Annotated in this window: 13 protein-coding genes; 8 read left to right on the top strand and 5 right to left on the bottom strand. The window is 63.5% G+C overall.

All coding sequences use genetic code 11. The features are described from left to right. The 5 genes from AO692_RS11810 to AO692_RS11790 form a co-directional block, all read left to right on the top strand. Nucleotides 1-1,770: SEL1-like repeat protein (locus tag AO692_RS11810; protein ID WP_161808065.1), on the top strand; the 1,770-nt coding region annotated here is incomplete at its 5' end. A gap of 290 nt (nt 1,771-2,060) precedes the next feature. Then, complete coding sequence (locus AO692_RS11805; protein ID WP_054310257.1) at nt 2,061-2,984, top strand: sulfite exporter TauE/SafE family protein; 924 nt, start codon at nt 2,061-2,063, stop codon at nt 2,982-2,984. After that, nucleotides 2,984-3,772, top strand: a complete 789-nt coding sequence (locus tag AO692_RS11800; RefSeq protein WP_054310256.1) for a TIGR02186 family protein — start codon at nt 2,984-2,986, stop codon at nt 3,770-3,772. The genes AO692_RS11805 and AO692_RS11800 overlap by 1 nt, the downstream gene beginning before the upstream one ends. A gap of 83 nt (nt 3,773-3,855) precedes the next feature. Then, nucleotides 3,856-4,830, top strand: a complete 975-nt coding sequence (locus AO692_RS11795) for a GlxA family transcriptional regulator (protein ID WP_054310255.1) — start codon at nt 3,856-3,858, stop codon at nt 4,828-4,830. Nucleotides 4,831-4,955: 125 nt separating this feature from the next. Continuing rightward, nucleotides 4,956-9,290 (top strand): hypothetical protein, encoded by a 4,335-nt coding sequence (locus AO692_RS11790; RefSeq protein ID WP_210168296.1) that lies wholly within the window; start codon nt 4,956-4,958, stop codon nt 9,288-9,290. 92 nt (nt 9,291-9,382) lie between these two features. On the opposite strand, the gene AO692_RS11785 is transcribed toward AO692_RS11790, so the two are convergent. Then, nucleotides 9,383-10,291: a LysR family transcriptional regulator gene (locus AO692_RS11785; RefSeq protein ID WP_054310253.1), complete on the bottom strand. Its 909-nt coding sequence runs from the start codon at nt 10,289-10,291 to the stop codon at nt 9,383-9,385. A 198-nt stretch (nt 10,292-10,489) separates the two neighbouring features. Here AO692_RS11785 and AO692_RS11780 point away from each other — a divergent pair, with 198 nt between their 5' ends. The 3 genes from AO692_RS11780 to AO692_RS11770 all read left to right on the top strand — a co-directional run bounded on the left by AO692_RS11780 (nt 10,490) and on the right by AO692_RS11770 (nt 13,314). Beyond that, on the top strand, nt 10,490-11,437 hold the full coding sequence (locus AO692_RS11780; protein ID WP_054310252.1) for a ring-cleaving dioxygenase: 948 nt from the start codon (nt 10,490-10,492) through the stop codon (nt 11,435-11,437). A gap of 59 nt (nt 11,438-11,496) precedes the next feature. Next, nucleotides 11,497-12,048 (top strand): NADPH-dependent FMN reductase, encoded by a 552-nt coding sequence (locus tag AO692_RS11775; protein ID WP_054310251.1) that lies wholly within the window; start codon nt 11,497-11,499, stop codon nt 12,046-12,048. A gap of 126 nt (nt 12,049-12,174) precedes the next feature. After that, nucleotides 12,175-13,314, top strand: a complete 1,140-nt coding sequence (locus tag AO692_RS11770; RefSeq protein WP_054310250.1) for a helix-turn-helix transcriptional regulator — start codon at nt 12,175-12,177, stop codon at nt 13,312-13,314. A gap of 118 nt (nt 13,315-13,432) precedes the next feature. Here the strand turns inward: AO692_RS11770 and AO692_RS11765 are convergent, their stop codons facing one another. The 4 genes from AO692_RS11765 to AO692_RS11750 all read right to left on the bottom strand — a co-directional run. Continuing rightward, the gene (locus AO692_RS11765) at nt 13,433-15,010 is read right to left on the bottom strand and encodes a VOC family protein (protein ID WP_054310258.1); all 1,578 of its coding nucleotides are present in this window, start codon (nt 15,008-15,010) and stop codon (nt 13,433-13,435) included. Nucleotides 15,011-15,235: 225 nt separating this feature from the next. After that, nucleotides 15,236-15,964, bottom strand: a complete 729-nt coding sequence (locus AO692_RS11760) for a L,D-transpeptidase (protein WP_082407334.1) — start codon at nt 15,962-15,964, stop codon at nt 15,236-15,238. Continuing rightward, entirely contained in the window at nt 15,961-16,578 is a 618-nt protein-coding gene (locus AO692_RS11755) for a DsbA family protein (RefSeq protein WP_244483339.1), read from the bottom strand. The genes AO692_RS11760 and AO692_RS11755 overlap by 4 nt, the downstream gene beginning before the upstream one ends. Before the next feature lie 64 nt (nt 16,579-16,642). Further along, nucleotides 16,643-17,002 (bottom strand): thioredoxin domain-containing protein (locus AO692_RS11750; protein ID WP_152979816.1); only part of this gene is annotated, 360 nt, incomplete at its 5' end.

Below are 17,002 nucleotides of genomic sequence, written 5' to 3'. Positions count from 1 at the left end.
CTTGGCTCCGAAGCCATCGCCGCGGATTCGGAAATCTCGGGCCAGAACAAGTCGATGTTCGGCGGCATCGCGCGCGCTTTCAAGATGCGCCGCGAAAACGAAACCGCACAGCCGACCGCTCTTTCCGAAAGCGCGGAGGTGCCGACGGTCGATCTCGACGAGCCGCTGGAGCCGAAGCTGATCAACCGTCCGCTCGAGCCGGGCTCCGGTGCGCCGGACCTCAACGCGATCATGAAGCGGGTGCGCGACGAGCGTGGCCAGCCTGCCAAGCAGAATGCCACCGACGCGTCGAAGGCCGATTTCATCGCCGCCGCACGCCGCGCCGCACAAGCGGCCGCCGCCGAAGCGGAAGCGCTCAAGCACCATTCCGGCAAATCGGCCGGCGGCAAGTCCTTCGGCTTCGGCAATCTGCTGAAGGCTCGCCGCAAGCCAATCCTGATGGCGGCTGCAGCGATCATGCTGGCTTTGGCCGGTCTCCAACTCGGCAAGGCCTTCCTGTCCGATCCCGAACAGGTGTCGGTCAACGAAATCGCCCCCATCGAGGACAGGACCGACGTCGCAACAGTGGCGCCTGCCCTGCAGGCGCCTTCAATGGCGCCCACGCAGGCCCCTGCCGCCGCCGAGGCACCGGCCGTGCCGATCCCGGCCGACGCGCCGCCGGTGCGCAACGTCGACAACAAGGACCTGCCCGAACCGGGGTCCAAGGACGATCTCGCGCAGACAGCCGACGCGCCGGCGCCGGAGGCCGAAACCATCGCCAAGGCCGATCCCGCGCCTGCGCCCCCTGCCCTGATCGCCGCGCCGGTGACCCTGCCGACGATCGACGTGCCGGGCATGGCCAAGCCGGACGTCTCAACGGAAGTCTCGACCGGCGCCGTTGCGCCGGCCGAGACCTCGGCCGATCCGTCGGCGAATGCGATCGAAGTTCCGCAGGCCGTCGGCCCGGTTGCGCTGCGCGATGCCGCTGCCGCGGGCGATGCCAAGGCGCTGTTCGAGATCGGTTCGCGCTATGCCGAAGCGCGCGGCGTCAAGGAAGACATGGTGGCCGCCGCCAAATGGTATGGCGAGGCGGCGGAGCGTGGCTTCGCGCCGGCCGAATACCGCATCGGCAATTTCTACGAGAAGGGCATCGGCGTCGAACGCGACATCGCCAAATCAAAGGAATGGTACCGCCGTGCCGCCGAGAAGGGCAACGCCAGCGCCATGCACAATCTGGCGGTGCTGTTTGCCATGGGCGCCGACGGCGCTGCCGACAATGACGCCGCGACCCGCTGGTTCAGCCAGGCCGCCGATCTCGGCGTGAAGGACAGCCAGTTCAATCTGGGCATCCTGGCTGCCAAGGGCGCCGGCATGCAGCAGAACCTGGAAGAGTCCTACAAGTGGTTCGCGCTGGTGGCGAAATCCGGCGACAAGGACGCCGCCGCCAAGCGCGACGAGATCGCCAAGGCGCTGCGCCCCGAACAGCTCGAACGCGCCAGGCAGGCCACCGACCTGTGGAAGCCGAAGCCGCTCGACGAGGCGGCCAATTCCCTCGACATGCCCAGCGCCTGGCAGGATGCGCCGAGCACGACCGCCACTTTCGACATGAAGAAGGCGATCCGGAACATCCAGCGCATCCTGGCCAAGAACGGCTATGACGCCGGTGGCACCGACGGCGTCATGGGCGACAGGACCAAGAAGGCGATCATGGCCTTCCAGACCGACAACGACCTGCCGGCAACCGGCTCGGTCGACGAGAAGCTGGTCAAGGCGCTGCTCGCGCGGAAGTAAGGTTTCATGCTGCCCGCCGGCAGGCACAGCGGTGCAGACCCAGCCGCGACACCGGAACATCGAGAGATCGTGTTCCCTTCGCATCACGCCGCGCAAATAGCGCCAAAGGCGTCGCCTTCGCGACGCCTTGCCATCAAAATGCCTGTTAACTGATTGAACCGGTTTTTGTTTCGGTAACGATGCTCCGGGTTTTCCCGGGCGCGGCGCCGGCGCAAGAACGAGTTAGCTTTTCGGTGTTATAGGGGACAGAGGTTCTGTCGCCGAGAGGCTGGATTGATCGAGACTGACGGGTGAGCATTTATCTCCCGATTGCGGAAATATCCGTCAACATCCTCGTGCTGCTCGCCATGGGCGCGGCGGTGGGCTTCCTGTCGGGCATGTTCGGCGTCGGCGGCGGCTTCCTCATCACGCCGCTGCTGATCTTCTACAACATCCCGCCGGCGATCGCGGTCGCCACCGGCGCCAACCAGGTCATCGCCTCGTCCTTCTCCGGCGTATTGTCGCACATGAAGCGGGGTACGCTCGACTTCAAGCTGGGAGGGGTACTGCTTGCCGGCGGTGTCGTCGGCTCGACGGTCGGCATCTATGTGTTCGGCCTGTTGCGCGAGATCGGCCAGCTCGACCTGTTCATCTCGCTGCTCTACGTCGTGCTGCTCGGCACAGTCGGCGGCCTGATGCTGGTGGAAAGCATCAATGCGCTGCGCACCACGCGCGGCGGCGCCGCGCCGGTGCTCAAGAAATCCGGCCAGCACAACTGGATCCACCGCCTGCCGCTCAAGATGCGCTTCCGCGCCTCGAAACTGTTCGTCAGCGTCATTCCCGTGATTGGCCTGGGTGTGGCGATCGGCTTCCTGTCGTCGATCATGGGTGTCGGCGGCGGCTTCATCATGGTGCCGGCGCTGATCTATCTTTTGAAAGTGCCGACCAATGTCGTGATCGGCACCTCGCTGTTCCAGATCATCTTCACCTCGGCCTACACCACGCTGGTGCATGCCACCACCAACCAGACGGTGGATGTGATGCTGGCCTTCGTGCTGATGGTCGGTGGCGTTGCCGGCGCGCAATATGGCGCCAAGGCCGGCCAGAAGCTGCGCGGCGAGCAGTTGCGCGCGCTGCTGGCGCTGCTGGTTCTGGCGGTGGCGCTCCGCCTCGCCTTCGACCTGTTCGTGACGCCGCCCAACCGCTATTCGCTTTCAGCGCTGGGACTGAGCTGATGGCAGCGCCAACTCTGCCGGTTGTGCTGTTCTTCTTTGCGCTCACCGCCGCCCTGCCGGCGGCGGCGCAGTCGCCGCACCAGGAAAGCATCCAGATCGGGCTTTCCACCGACAAGGTGACGATCACCGCCGGCTTCACCGGCGCCGACCTCACCATCTTCGGCGCGCTGGAGGATGGCGATCTGCAGATTGTCCGCCAGGGGCGCTACGACGTCATCGTGGTGCTGGAAGGACCGGCGCGGCCGGTGGTGGTGCGCCGCAAGGACCGCATCCTCGGCGTGTGGATCAACCTGGAATCAGAAACCTTCGAGAACGTGCCGGTCTCCTATTCGGTCGCCACCACGCGTCCCTTCCAGGACATCACCGAACCGGCCAGCTACAAGCAGCTGTCGCTCGGCGCCAACAACATCTACATGCAGCCGATGGACGAGGGCGACAGCCCGGCCACCATCGCCGAATTCACCGCAGCCTTGCGCGAGAGAAAGGCGGCGACCGGGCAATACAGCGAGAATGTCGGTGGCGTGCAGTTCCTGTCGCAGAACCTGTTCCGCGCCACGGTGCGGCTGGCGCCCAGCGTGCCGGTGGGCACCCACAAGGCGCGTGCTTTCCTGTTCAAGAACGGCGTCTTCGTGAAGGAAAGCTCGGCCCAGCTCGAAATCCGCAAGTCCGGCTTCGAACAGTCGGTCTTCCGCGCCGCGCATGATTATTCCTTCCTCTATGGCTTCTTCGCCATCTGCCTCGCCATGATCACCGGCTGGCTCGGCCGCATCATCTTCCGCAAGGATTGATCGGCGCCTCAGGGGTATGGAAAGCCGCCGCATGGCTTCGGATGACACGAAGGCAATGCTGAAAAGGAACGGGCCGGAAAAGAATGGCCAGGAAATTTGCTTTTCTCCTCGTCCGCGACTTCACCCTGTCGCCGCTCTCGCTGTTCATCGACACGCTGCGCCTGGCCGGCGACGAGGGCGATCGCAGCCGCAGGGTGGAATTCGACTGGCAGATCGTCGGCGAGCGCGGCCTGCCGATCAGGGCGAGCTGTGGCGTCGAATTGCTGCCGACGACGGCGATCGGCAATCCGGAGGATTTCGACAACGTCGTGGTCGTCGGCGGCCTGCTTGACACCAACCGCAGGCTCAGTTCGGAAAAGGAAGCATTCCTGCTCAAGGCAGCCCAGAAGGGAGTGCCCATAACCGCGCTCTGCACCGGAAGCTTCGTGCTCGCGCGCTATGGATTGCTGGACGGCTACAGCGCCGCCGTAAGCTGGTTTCACATCAAGGATTTCCGCGCCGAGTTCCCGGACGTGAGCGCACATGCGGACAGTCTGTTTTCCGTCGACCGCGGCCGCGCGACATGCGCAGGCGGTACCGGTGCCGCCGACCTCGCCGGCTATTTCGTGTCGCAATTCATCGGTCAGAAGGCGGCGGAGAAGGCCGCCAAGATCCTTGTGCTGGATCGCATCCGCAACATCGGGGACGTGCAGCCCGTAGGCGACCTGTTTCCCGAAGCCTCAAGCCGTGCGGTGAAGCGGGCCCTGCTCTTGATGGAAAGCAATCTCCAGGAGAAGGTGCCGGTCGCCGAGATCGCAAGCCGGCTGAACTGCTCGAGGCGCCAGCTCGAGCGCCTCTTCGCGACGGAGCTCGGCACCAGCCCGATGGCCGCCTATCTGGCGCTGCGCGTGCATTACGCAAGATCCCTGCTGGAAGGCAGCGACCTGCAGATCGGGGAAATCGCCTACCGATGCGGCTTCGAAAATGCCGGGCATTTCAGCCGGGTGTTCCGCCAGCATACCGGCATGACGCCAACCCGCGTCCGGCATCCGGGCCGCAGCATCACCGGCAAAGGATAACCGGGCCCTGCCTGCGATGACCCGGCTCGACCGATTACATTAGAAAACTGTGAAGCACTTCATAGTCTGCTCCAGCAGTTGCGAATAGCGACTTTCGTTCTGCACACGGGACGAAAGGCACGACGATGCTTGACCGAGTTTCACCAGCCGCAGAGATATCGCCATCGAAAACCCTGCCCTCGCATCGAGGCGTTCTATACCTCGCAGACACACAGATCCCCATAGCCGGCGCCGAGATCGTCGCGATGCTGGCACCAGCCGGCAAGACCAGCAGTCACGATCTCGATCTTCCAAAAGCATGGTTCACCATCCCGCTGGCGACCGCGACCACGGCGGCCGACGGCAGTTTCGCTCTTTCCCTCGATGACCAGGCGCTGTCGTCTTCGGCCAGATCGCTGCTGCGATGCGGAGATATGCTCAGCCTGCGCGTCGTCGTGAAAAGTGCCGGCAAGACGGTCGAGACGACCCCGACGTTGCGTGCAAGCGAGTGGCGCGACGACCTCGTTTTCACCGTCGCACGCCGCAAGCTCGCAAGTTCCAGGATCGACGGCTGGCTCAAGGCTGCCGCAAAGGCCAATGTGGCCAGCTTGTCCGGCCTTGCTGCCTTCGCGAACAACCCCACGGCGCGACGCGGGCTGGATGCGATCGAGGCCGCCGAAGCCGCCGCGTGGCTGGAGCGTGTTTTCCTGGATCCGACCGGGCTACTCGGCAAGACAGCGCCTCTGCCGGGTTTCGCGGAACTCAGCCAGGACGAAGGGCTGCGGTCCTATCAGGATTCCCTGCGGCAGGTGCGCGAACGCAAGGATGTCGCGGCTGCCCTTGCAACACTCGAAGCGAAAGTGCGCAGTTTCGATGGACTGAACCAGGTCGATTGGCCGATTGCGCTGAAAAATACGAACACCATCCGGTTTGGCGATCTCATCCAGGAAATCGGCGCGAAATATATCGTGCCTGGCAAGCTCGGCATCCCTCAGTTTCCGCCATCGCCCTATATCGGCTATCGCGACTACCTGGTGGAGACATGGCAGAAATACATCGCGCTCAGGAACAAAAATCCCTGGATCACAGGCGGCAATGCTTCGCCGGCGCAAGCGCTCGAACAGCTGAACAACCGGTTCAAGCAGAATTTCGCCACGACGGACGTCTCGCGCGTCCCGGCCAACAAGCTGGTCATAGCGATCGTGCGCAACATCCTGACTGCCGCCGCGCCCCCGGCGGACATCGGATGCGGCGTGGCGGCGGCCGATATCCCCGCCCAGGGCACGTCCAGAGACCGCGACTATCTCGATAACCTCATTGCCCAAAGCGGCGCGTTCGCAGCCGAATTCAGCCTGCGCTACCGCATCGACGTCGAGCGGCCGGACAGCGCGCAATCCTCGCCGGTGGAGGAAAACATCGCCACATTGCTCGGGTTCCTGCGCGACAGTTTCCAGTCCGATCTCGATCCAGCTCACGCCCTGCCCGATGTCTATCAACAACCCATCGTGCAGCCGATGATGCTGCAAGAGGCACCTTTCTTCCTCGAATACGAGGAATGGCTCGATGCGACGGCTCCCTTCTATCCCGAGAACTTCCTGTCGCTTCGGCGCATGCTGGACAGTTCCAGGATGCGGCTCAACGGCAGCTCGCTCGACTCCAGCCCCTACAAATCCTGGATTCAGAAAACACAGGCCGTGATGGATGAGGTCGACAAGGCTCACGCCGCGTTCGACAAGGGCGAATACCGGATAGCAGCCAACCGCTATCGCGCGGCCTGGGAGGCTGCGTTCGGTCAGATGCAGGACGGCCTCGTCACAGAATATGGCTACAAGTCGATCCTGGCCCAGCGCCGGCGTTTCAACGTGTCGAAGAAGGCCGAGCTGTTGAAGTTCGAGCTGCTGATGCAGATGCCGGACAGCGATTTCAACCCCGATCCGATTTCATTCGCGGATTGGTATAAAGACCGCCAGGTGATGTGGCTGATCATGTTCTTCAGCTACGCCTACAATATTTGGATGGGCGACTGCCTGCTGGCGCTGGGCCGTCTGCCCGAAGCCAATCGTCACTATGCGGTGCTGTCGGCGGTGGCCATCGGCGCGGCGGAATTCGACAGCGAATCCGGACCGTTCGACTGGTGGAATGACGGCGACCCGAACCTCTACAATGCCGGCAACCTGCCCTACACCTTCCTGAATTCGGAAAAGGAAGCAGGACTTTACACCGACCCGCTCGAACCCGACCGGATCTACGCGCGACCGGTCTACAGCACGGCGCCTGCCCTCTATCCGTTCCGCCCCAGAGGCATCGCACCGCTTCTCCATCGCCTAGAGCGTAAATTCATCGCGCTTCGTCTTGGCGACGCGATGCTTGCATGGGCGGACCTGCTGTTCCGTTCGAACGATGCATCGAGCGTGGCGCGTGCCCGTGAACTCTACAAGGGTGTGATGTGGCTGCACGGCGAAGACCCCGGCGTCAGTCCGCAATGGGAGCCCCTGCCGGTGATTCCGGGCATCTTCTTCAACAATAGAGGAAACCCTTCGCGCGCCTCGCAAACGCAACGCGCCAGCCTGGCGCTCTACAAGATCGGCCGTGGCCTCAACTATTACGGCTACACCGACGCCCATGTCCCGACCCTGCGTTATCGCAGCCTGAAGGATTCGGCGGATCGGTTTGCGGCCCTCGCCAAGGCCGCGCAGCAGGATTTCCTGAATGCGATGACGGGGTTGGAGAACATCACCGTCGAAGAGCTCAAGATCTCCAACCTGGTCACCAAGGCGCTCAAGCAGCAGGATATCGCATCCGAGCAGATCAAGATCGCCAATGTCGGCGTCACCCAGGCGCAACAGCAGATCGACGTGGTGCAGAAGCAGATCGATGCCAAGCGCAAGGAATTGACGGAGAAGGAATCGTTCTGGAACCAGTTCAGCGACTTCGCGGGCGGCCTGGTGAAGACGTTCAAAGGCCTGCCTGGCGGCGCGGCCGAAGCCCTCGGCGGCGCCGCCGCTTCCGAGGCCGGCCTTTCCTCGGCGGGAGCTGCCGGCTTCATGGGCATAGGCGCCGCCGCGACGGTGACAGCGGGCTTCGCGGTCTTCGGCTATGCCGGATACACATCGATGTCGGCGATGGCCGACACCTACAGCAATCTCGGCGACCAGATCAAAGCGCTGGAAAATGTCGCCATGCCCGCGGCCAAGGTCGCCAAATCCGTCAAGGACAGCGAACTGAAGATCGCGCGGCTGAACAGCGACATCGTCGCCGCCGACGTGCAGTTGGGTCGTAACCTGCTTGCCTATCACGACAACAAGCTGCTGAACGGCGACTTTTATGTCGCCATGGCGAACGTCATGAAGCGGGCCATGCAACGTTATCTCGAACTCGGGGCATGGGCCGGCTGGCTGGCCGAACGGGCATTGGCCTTCGAGCAGTCGCGCAACATCAACCTCATGCGGCTCGATTATTTCCCGCGCGCATTGCAGGGGGTGACAGGGGCGGATCTCCTGCAGCTCGATCTCGCCGAGCTGGAAGCCTCGCGCATCGCCGGGACGAAAGCGATGGTGCCGTTCCGCCATACATTCTCGCTGCTGGCCGATTTTCCGCTTGCCTTCGGCCAATTGAAGGCGCTCGGCCGATGCGAGTTCCTCACCAACGAGGCAACACTCAGAATTGCCTATCCTGGAACCTTCGGTCACCGCATCGATACCGTCTCGACCGTGCTTTCCGGCGCGGCGGCGCCGAAAGGCCTGCACGGGATCCTTTCCAATCCCGGCGTTTCGATCGCCAGCCGCGACGAGACGATGTCGGCCGCGCCGCTGGTTGCGGCACCGGCGGCCCTACCAATCGGAGAGCTTGCCGCTACGACACGTCTTTCCGAAACGGTCTTGCCGAGCGACGTGCTGAAGCCTTTCGAAGGAAGCGGCACCACCAGCCTGTGGCGCTTGACTTTCAGCGAACCTGTGACCGCGCCGGCGATGAATGGATTACTGGACGTGCTGGTCACGGTCGAAGGCCGCGCCCTCTATGCGAACAGCTTGCCGTCGAGCGCGCCTACAGCCGAACATCACAGCATCATGCTTTCAGGCCGCCGGATCGACGCGGCCGGCTTTGCCAAATTCAAGGATGGCGGCGCCGCTCAGATCAAGATCGCGTTCGACCTGCCGGCACTGCTGCCGGCAGCCAGCGGCCAGGTCCGCAAGATCGTCAATCTCGGCGTGCTGCTGCCGGGGTTGGCGGAGGCTGCCGTCAAAGCGTCTATGGTGACCTCGACAGGGACCATCGCCTTCAAAACCAAGGATGGTTACGCGCTCTCGAACGGCGAGCCGCTCCGGCTGCCGGGCAGCGCCGTTCCAGCCGCGGAGCTCAATCCGCTGATCGGCAAGACGCTCGACCAGAAGCTGACGATAACCTTCGCGAGAGCCGGCAACGCCGCAGTCGATTTCGGGAAATTGCTGGATGTGATGCTGCTCGTCGAATACAGCGTCTAGTGCAATTCCAGGAAAAGTGCGCAGTGGTCTGCGACCGGAATTGCGTAAAGAAGTTAGAGCGTTTCCGCGATCCGGAGGGACGCGGAAATGCTCTAGGACAGCCAGGGCGGACGCTCAGCGAAAGCCTTGGCGAGGTGATCGACGATCGCGCGCAGTTTCATCGACATCGGCTTGACCGGCGGCCAGACGAGCGAGATCGGCAACGGCACCGGCGTCAGCTTCGCCGCGACCTTGACCAACCGGCCCTGCCGCAGCGCCTCATCGGCAACGAACAGCGGCAGCAGCGCGACACCGAGGCCGGCAATCGCCATGTCGCGCATGGCCTCGCCATTGTTCGCGATGACGCGGCTCTGCATCGAAACGCCGGTCACCGCTCCGTCCTCGCCCTGGAATTGCCAGACGCTGGCGGCGTGGACGTTGAGGTAGCCGATGCTGGAATGCGCCTGCAGATCTTCAAGGCTTTCCGGCGTGCCGCGCCGGGTCAGATAGTCCGGGCTTGCCACAACCACCCTTGGATCTTCGCAAAGCTTGCGGACGATCAGCCCGGAATCGCGCAACTGGCCGATCCGGACAGCCAGGTCGAAACGGCCGCGCACGAGGTCAACCGTCCTGTCGTCATAATCGAGCGTGATGGCGAGATCGGGATGCTGGCGCGCGAAGTCGGCGACCACGGGGCTGAGATGGCTGATGCCGAAACTCATCGGTGCGGCAATGGCGAGCGATCCCCTGAGGCCTGCCATGCCCCAGGCGGCGCTTTCGACGGCATCGTTCATTTCCGCCAGAGCCGGGCGTAGCCGCAGCGCCAGTTCCTCGGCGCTTTCCGTCGGCGTGATGCGTCCGGCATGGCGCCTGAACAACGCGGTGCCGAGCGCCGCCTCAAGATCGGTGATGCGTTTGCTGACGACCGATTTCGACAGGTTGGAGCGTGCGGCGGCACCCGAAACAGTGCCCGCCTCCATGACATCCAGGAACGTCCTGATTTCCTCGACCGACCATTTCATGCCGCCGTTCTATCCGATTTGCACGGACCCGGCATCGGAAAACCGTTCGTGAATCGCGAACGGTTTTCCGATGCCGGGGCGTTCGCGAATCGCGAACGCCGGGTCCGGCAGATAGCGGCTAAACAGCAGCGAACGATGCCCTCATATTGGCGACAACAAAGCGATCATTCTGGTCGCAGCCAACAAGGAGTGACCGAGATGAACCTGACCGGCATCCACCATCTGACGGCGATCACCGCGAACGCGCCCGCCAACAAACGCTTCTACACCGAGACGCTCGGCCTGCGGCTGGTCAAGAAGACCGTCAACCAGGACGACACCAGCGCCTATCACCTGTTCTACGCCGACGGCGAAGCCACGCCGGGCACCGACCTCACCTTCTTCGACTGGCCGGTTTCGCCGGAACGACGCGGCACGCATTCGATCAGCCGCACCGGCCTGCGCGTGTCCGGCGAAGAAAGCCTGAACTACTGGGCTGCCCGCTTCAAGGATACCGGCGTGAGTGCCGATGCGATCAAGACGATCGACGGCCGCGCCGCGATCGAATTCGAGGATCCGGAAGGCCAGCGCTTCCGCCTGATCGACGACGGCGGCCGTGGCGAGGCCCATGCCTGGGATCGCAGCCCGGTGTCGGCCGCAAACCAGATCCGCGGCCTCGGCCCGATCACCATCTCGGTGCCGACGCTCGGGCCGACCGATGCGGTGCTGACGCGCGTGCTCAATATGAAGCAGGAACGGCATTATGCCTCCCCTGACGGACAGGGCGACGTCCATGTCTACACCATGGGCGAAGGCGGTCCGGCGGCCGAACTGCATGTCGCCGTGCAGCCCGACCTGCCGATCGCGCGGCAAGGTGCCGGCGCGGTCCACCATGTCGCGTTCCGCACGCCCGACATCCCGGCGATCCGCGACTGGGCGGCACGGCTTTCGGAGTTCAGGATTCCGAGTTCCGGCGAGGTCGAGCGCTATTATTTCCGCTCGCTCTATTTCCGCGAGCCCGGCGGCAACCTGTTCGAGATCGCCACCGACGGCCCCGGCTTCACCGCCGACGAGCCGCTGGAGAGCCTCGGCGAACGTCTCGCTTTGCCGCCCTTCCTGGAAGGCAAGCGCGCCGCGATCGAGGCAAATCTGAAACCGTTGGACTAAGCATGAACAGGTCTCGTGGCGATATGCTCGCCGCGAGACCGCCTTGGGAGAACAGCGATATGACCACCATCCTTGGACTGTCCGGTAGCCTGCGGCAGGCTTCCTTCAACGCGGGCCTGCTCAGGGCGGCGGCCGCAGCCGCTTCTCCGTCTACGAATGTCGTCATCGGCTCGATCCATGAGGTGCCGCTGTACAACGCCGACGACGAGGCCGCGCACGGCATTCCGCCCGCCGTGCAAGCGCTGAAGGACAGCCTGCTTGCCGCCGACGGGCTGCTGCTGGTCACGCCGGAATACAACAACGGCATCCCCGGCGTGTTCAAGAACGCCATCGACTGGATGAGCCGGCCGGCCAGCGACATACCCCGGCACTTCGGCGGCAAGCCGGTGGCGCTGCTCGGCGCCTCGCCGGGCGGCTTCGGCACGGTGCTGTCGCAGAACGACTGGCTGCCGGTGCTGCGCACGCTGGGGACGCGTCATTGGGCGGCAGGCCGCATGCTCGTCGCCCGCGCCGGAACCGTGTTCGACCATGAGGGCAACCTGACCGACGAAGCGACGCTGGCGCGGCTCAACGACTTCATGGCCGGCTTCGCGGAATTCATCGAAGGCTGAGAGCCGGCCGACGGTCACCACGCAAAGCACCAATCTGACGCGCGCATCGCTGACCATCTCGACAAAGCTCCAGCAATATGCAGGTTTTTGATAATCTGAGCTCACGGCGGGACTTCGCGCGATCCCATGGCCAACATAGCCCTCGAAGACTTCAACAGCCTGGTTCACTCGATCTATCGGGCAGGTTCTGAGCCACGCGAATGGACGACCTTTGTCGAGACGCTATCAAGCCTTCTGGGCGGCACGGTGATGAGCCTGCAAGCCCACGATCCAGCCGCGAAGGCAGGGTTGGGAATCTACATATCCAAAGTCGACCCAGGTTTCCTGCGCGGTTACGAGCAATACTATGCGTCAAGGAACGTCTGGGCCGCGGCAATGGGGAACACCCCGATCGGTAAGGTGATCCAGGCTGAAGAGCTTGTTGACAATGACGAACTGCTGAAAACCGAGTTTTACAACGACTACCTGAGGCACCAGGATTTTTGTTCTGCAAGCACCATCGTGTTTCATCGCTCGCAAGGGAAGCTGCTGCTTTTAGCCGGAACAATCCGGCATCAAGAATTCGATAGGGTGCGACCCTCATTGCACAAGATGCTTTTCATGCTCGCGCCGCACATCGCGCGCGCCTGCCAGATGACGCGATACCTTCCGCCTTTTACCGAGGGTGAAGACTACCGCACAATGATGGAGGTGTCGGGGGACGCCTTCTTTCTGATTGACCAATATGGGCGGGTCACTCACGCCAACCGTGCCGCAACATCGCTGCAAAAGGAGGCAAGCTTGGTGTCCATTCGCCGGGGAGGCTGTTTGCAATTCCGCGACCCCAGGGCGGACTCCGCCTTGCAGGCGGGACTAAGCGCGATCAAACGGACAGACTTCACACGACTTCAAGGCGATTTCGTCGTTCGCCAGGCAATTGGCGCACCGCTGCGCGCAATGATGGCCCCCATCGAACGCAGCACATCGAACCAGTCAATCTTCGATCAGGCTTTCGATGATCTGCCTATCGCCAGCCTGGTCATCCGGACCCCTTCCCCGCGTCCCGCACAACTCGCGGCTATCTCTCGGAACTATGGCTTGACGTCCGCCGAAATTGCCCTTGCCCAGGCCATAGCCGGAGGCATGTCGCCTCGCGACTATGCCGATGCGCGAGGTGTCAGCGTCCATACGGTACGCACACAGCTCAAGAGGGTCTTCGCGAAGACCGAAACCAGTCGGCAGAGCCAGCTTGCGATCTTGATGCTGTCCACCACCAAAACAGGCTGAATTTATCCGCGTACCCTATAGAAATTCCAGGAGAAGTGTGTAGCTATTTTCCGTCTGGAATTGTGTAAAAACAAATAGTTAGAGCGTTTCCGAGAAAATCGGAAACGCTCTAGACGGGTCAGAAAGCCGAGCCGCTTTCGTTCCGATGAATGAAGCCATTGCCGGGGGGCGTTCGCTGGGACCAGCGCCGCCCGATCGTCTCGTCGTCGGCCGTCAATTGATGGCCTGCGGCGACCGTGCGGTGCTCGGTACCGGCACCATGCGTTTCGAGCCATTCGACAAGCACCGGCGCACCGTCACCGAACGGGTCCTGCTCACCGCTGATGACCAGCACCTCGCTTCCGGTCAGATCGGCCTCCGGCAGCGGATCGAGCACCGGCACCGCGCGCAGCAGGATGGCGCGCCGGATCACCGCCGGATGCAGGGCCATCACGGCAGCGGCGAAGTTGGCGCCGTTCGAATAGCCGAGAAAAGTGATACGCCCGGCCTCCAGGCCATAGCCCGAGATCGCGCCTTCCATGAACGCCTCGAAGGCCTCCGCTTCGGAACGGATATCGGCCTGGTCGAAAACCTTCGGCGACATGCGCCGGAACCAGCGGGCGATGCCTTCCTCGTGGCTGCGCCCGCGAACGCCCAGCAGGGTGGCGCGCGGCGCCATGCGATGCGCCAGCGGCATGAGATCCGCCTCGCTGCCGCCCGTTCCGTGCAGCAGGACAAAGGTGCTGCCGTCCGGATCCTCAGGCGTGTAGAAGCGATGCACGAAGGGCAGATCGCGCCTGGGCAGGCGCGGTTCGCCCGGCATGGAGAACTGCGGCAGCATGACCTTAAGGTCCTCGGCTCGTGCGGCATCGTGCGGCGGGACGAACAAGGTCTCGCCGAGATGCCCGGCGGGCTCGTCGATGGCGAAGCCCGGTCCGTCGGTCGCCAGTTCGAACAGCGTGCCACCCGGTTCGCGAACGTAGAGCGAGGTGAAATATTTGCGGTCGTGAACAGTCGTCGGCGACGAGTTCAGCCTCGACAGGGAGGCTTCGACGTCCTGCAAGGCCGCCACGTCGGCAGCTCGGAACGCGACATGGTCCGCTGTGCCCGTGCCCGGCAGGCCGGGAACATAGCCAGCCGCGTTGCGCACATCGACGGCGTCGGCATTGGACACCAGGCGACGGATGTTTTCGGCCGCCGGCCCGGGCTTGTAACCGAAGCGGCGAACGAAGGCTGCCGTCTCATCGGCATCACCGGTGAGGATGGTGACGGCGCGCAGCCTGCCGACCGCGTTTTCGGAGCCGGTTGCGCTTTCGGCTAGCCCCACCAGCTTGACGATGAAACCATCCGGGTCCTTCAGCCGCAGCACGGGTTCACCGAATTCGCGCAGAGGTCCCTGCACCGGCACCCCCTGGTCGAGCGCCCGCACCAGCCAGCCGCCGATGCTTGTCGCCGGCACGGCAAAGGCGATTTCCGACACCTGGCCGAGCCCCGCCCGGCCCGGCGCACCGTCCTGCCAGACCAGAAACGTGACAAGGGAGCCGGGTGCCCCTTGGTCGTCACCGTAGAACAGGTGCAATTGCTGTCCGTCTTCATAGCCGCCGGTCCGTTTGACCAGGTGCAGGCCCAGGAAACCGACATAGAAATCGACATTCGCCTGCACGTCGCGCGTGATCAGCGTGACGTGGTGGATGCCGTTGGAGCGCTCGGGATCCATCACAGCCCCCGGCGCGGCGCGGCGATCGATGACGTAAAGGCAGGATGAATCGGCATGGGCAGGTTCCTGGCAGAGCGGCGACCTTTGCACGCATAAGCCCGGGCGCCAAGCAGCATGCGCCGCTTATCCTCCATCGGCCGCGGATGCGTCCGAGCAGGCCGCGGCGAAGGTCATCGAAGACGGAAACACCGCCTGCACGAGGGTCGCTTCCGCCCGAAGAAACGCCTAGGTTCCGGTGCCCGGGCTCTCAGGTCGATCTTTTTCATTTTTCGCAATTCCAGCCGCGACAGGCAAAACCACGACCCTCGATCCGTCGGGCACGCGCCGATACAGATCGATGATGTCCTGGTTCATCATCCGGATGCAGCCCGAGGACATGGATTTGCCGATCGACCACGGTTCATTGGTGCCGTGGATGCGATAGAGCGTGTCCTTGCCGCCCTCGAACAGATAGAGCGCGCGGGCGCCCAGCGGATTGTTCGAACCGCCCTCCATTCCACCCGCCCATTTTTTATATGTCCCGGGATTGCGGGCGATCATGTCTCCGGTCGGCGTCCAGCGCGGCCATTCACGCTTGTAGGCGACATTGGCGGCGCCCGACCACTCCATGCCGGCCCGGCCGACCCCTACGCCGTAGCGCAAGGCCTTGCCGCCTTCCTGGACGAGATAGAGATAGCGATGGGTGGGATCGACCACGACCGTTCCAGGTGGCTGCCCGGTGGGGTCGTCGACATATTGGCGCATGAATTGCGGCTTCAGATATTTCAGCTTGACCGGCGGAACCGGAAACGGTTCGTTCGCCACCGCATCGTATCGACCGGTTCCCGGCGCTACCGCCGGGGCGACCGCCGCGGGAGGCGATCCGTCGCCGGGGGCAGAAACGCAGGCGGCAAGACAAATCACCAAGGCAAGCGCACCGGAAAGGCGCGCCGTAGCAGGGACAGTGCGCGTCACTCCATGCGGTCTCCGGCTGCCTGACGGCGGCGCGCCTCCGCAAGCGCTTCCTTGAAGCCGGCATAGTCCAGCGCCATCGTCCTGAAGGGACCGATCAGATAGGTCGGCGTTCCCTGCAGCCCGAGCGCCGTGGCCTGATCCAGGTTGCGCTGAAGCAGCGCCGAAATACTCGCCGAATGCGCCTTCAGGTCCGCGTTCAGCCGGTTCATGTCGACGCCGGAGTTTTTCACGGCCTCCAGCATCTTCGGCTTCGGGATCCTCTTGCCCGGTATCGACATCAGGGCATGATGGACAAGGTCGTATCTGCCCTGGTACTTGGCGGCCAGGGCCAATTGGGCCCCATAGACGGACGCCTCGCTCAGGATCGGCCAATCCTTGTAGACGAGCCTGACCTTGCCGTCCTGCTTGACGATCCGATTGAGATCGGGCTCCGCCTTCTTGCAGAACGGACAATTGTAATCCGTGAAATTCACGATGGTGACGTCGCCTTTCGGATTGCCTGCCTCGGGCGCTTCCGGGTCATGAAGAATGGCCTTCACGTCGACGTCCTGGGCGAGTGCCCGCTGGCCGGCGGCGGCGATGAAAAGCGTGGCAGCGCCCGCTCCGGCGGTCATCCTGCAAAACTGTCTGCGGTCCATGGGTCTTCCTCGGTCTTCTTCTGGATCTGCTTGGCGTGAATCAGGCTCCGGCGCGCGAAAGGCGCCCGGATATCTCATCGGCGGTGATCGGGCCGATGATGCGCGAGCCGCGAATCTCGCGGCCTTCGGTATCGAGGAGAAACAATGTCGGCGGGCCGACCACCGAGAAGCGCGTCATCAGCGCCTGAGCGCCGGCGTCCTGCCCGGTGACGTCGACATCGATGACCGGCATCGCATCGAGGCGCCGGCGGATCTCCGGTCGGTTCATGATGGCTTCGTTCGATTTGCAGACCGTGCACCAGTCAGCGCCGAACGAAACCAGGATCGGCTTGCCGGAATTCGCCGCAACCGCCGCGTCGAAGGAAGCGGGTGAATCGACCCGCAATGCCGCGAGCGGCTG

The sequence above is a fragment of the Mesorhizobium sp. 1M-11 genome (assembly GCF_001303895.1).
GTDB lineage: Bacteria > Pseudomonadota > Alphaproteobacteria > Rhizobiales > Rhizobiaceae > Mesorhizobium.
The sequence above is the reverse complement of the archived record's forward strand: the minus strand, read 5'-3'. Positions and strand labels throughout refer to the sequence as shown.

Coding starts and splice junctions, on each gene's coding strand:
- AO692_RS11800 (WP_054310256.1), top strand. CDS start 2,984: ATGGCAGCGCCAACTCTGCCGGTTGTGCTGTTCTTCTTTGCGCTCACC.
- AO692_RS11795 (WP_054310255.1), top strand. CDS start 3,856: ATGGCCAGGAAATTTGCTTTTCTCCTCGTCCGCGACTTCACCCTGTCG.
- AO692_RS11790 (WP_210168296.1), top strand. CDS start 4,956: ATGCTTGACCGAGTTTCACCAGCCGCAGAGATATCGCCATCGAAAACC.
- AO692_RS11785 (WP_054310253.1), bottom strand. CDS start 10,291: ATGAAATGGTCGGTCGAGGAAATCAGGACGTTCCTGGATGTCATGGAG.
- AO692_RS11780 (WP_054310252.1), top strand. CDS start 10,490: ATGAACCTGACCGGCATCCACCATCTGACGGCGATCACCGCGAACGCG.
- AO692_RS11775 (WP_054310251.1), top strand. CDS start 11,497: ATGACCACCATCCTTGGACTGTCCGGTAGCCTGCGGCAGGCTTCCTTC.
- AO692_RS11770 (WP_054310250.1), top strand. CDS start 12,175: ATGGCCAACATAGCCCTCGAAGACTTCAACAGCCTGGTTCACTCGATC.
- AO692_RS11765 (WP_054310258.1), bottom strand. CDS start 15,010: ATGGATCCCGAGCGCTCCAACGGCATCCACCACGTCACGCTGATCACG.
- AO692_RS11755 (WP_244483339.1), bottom strand. CDS start 16,578: ATGACCGCCGGAGCGGGCGCTGCCACGCTTTTCATCGCCGCCGCCGGC.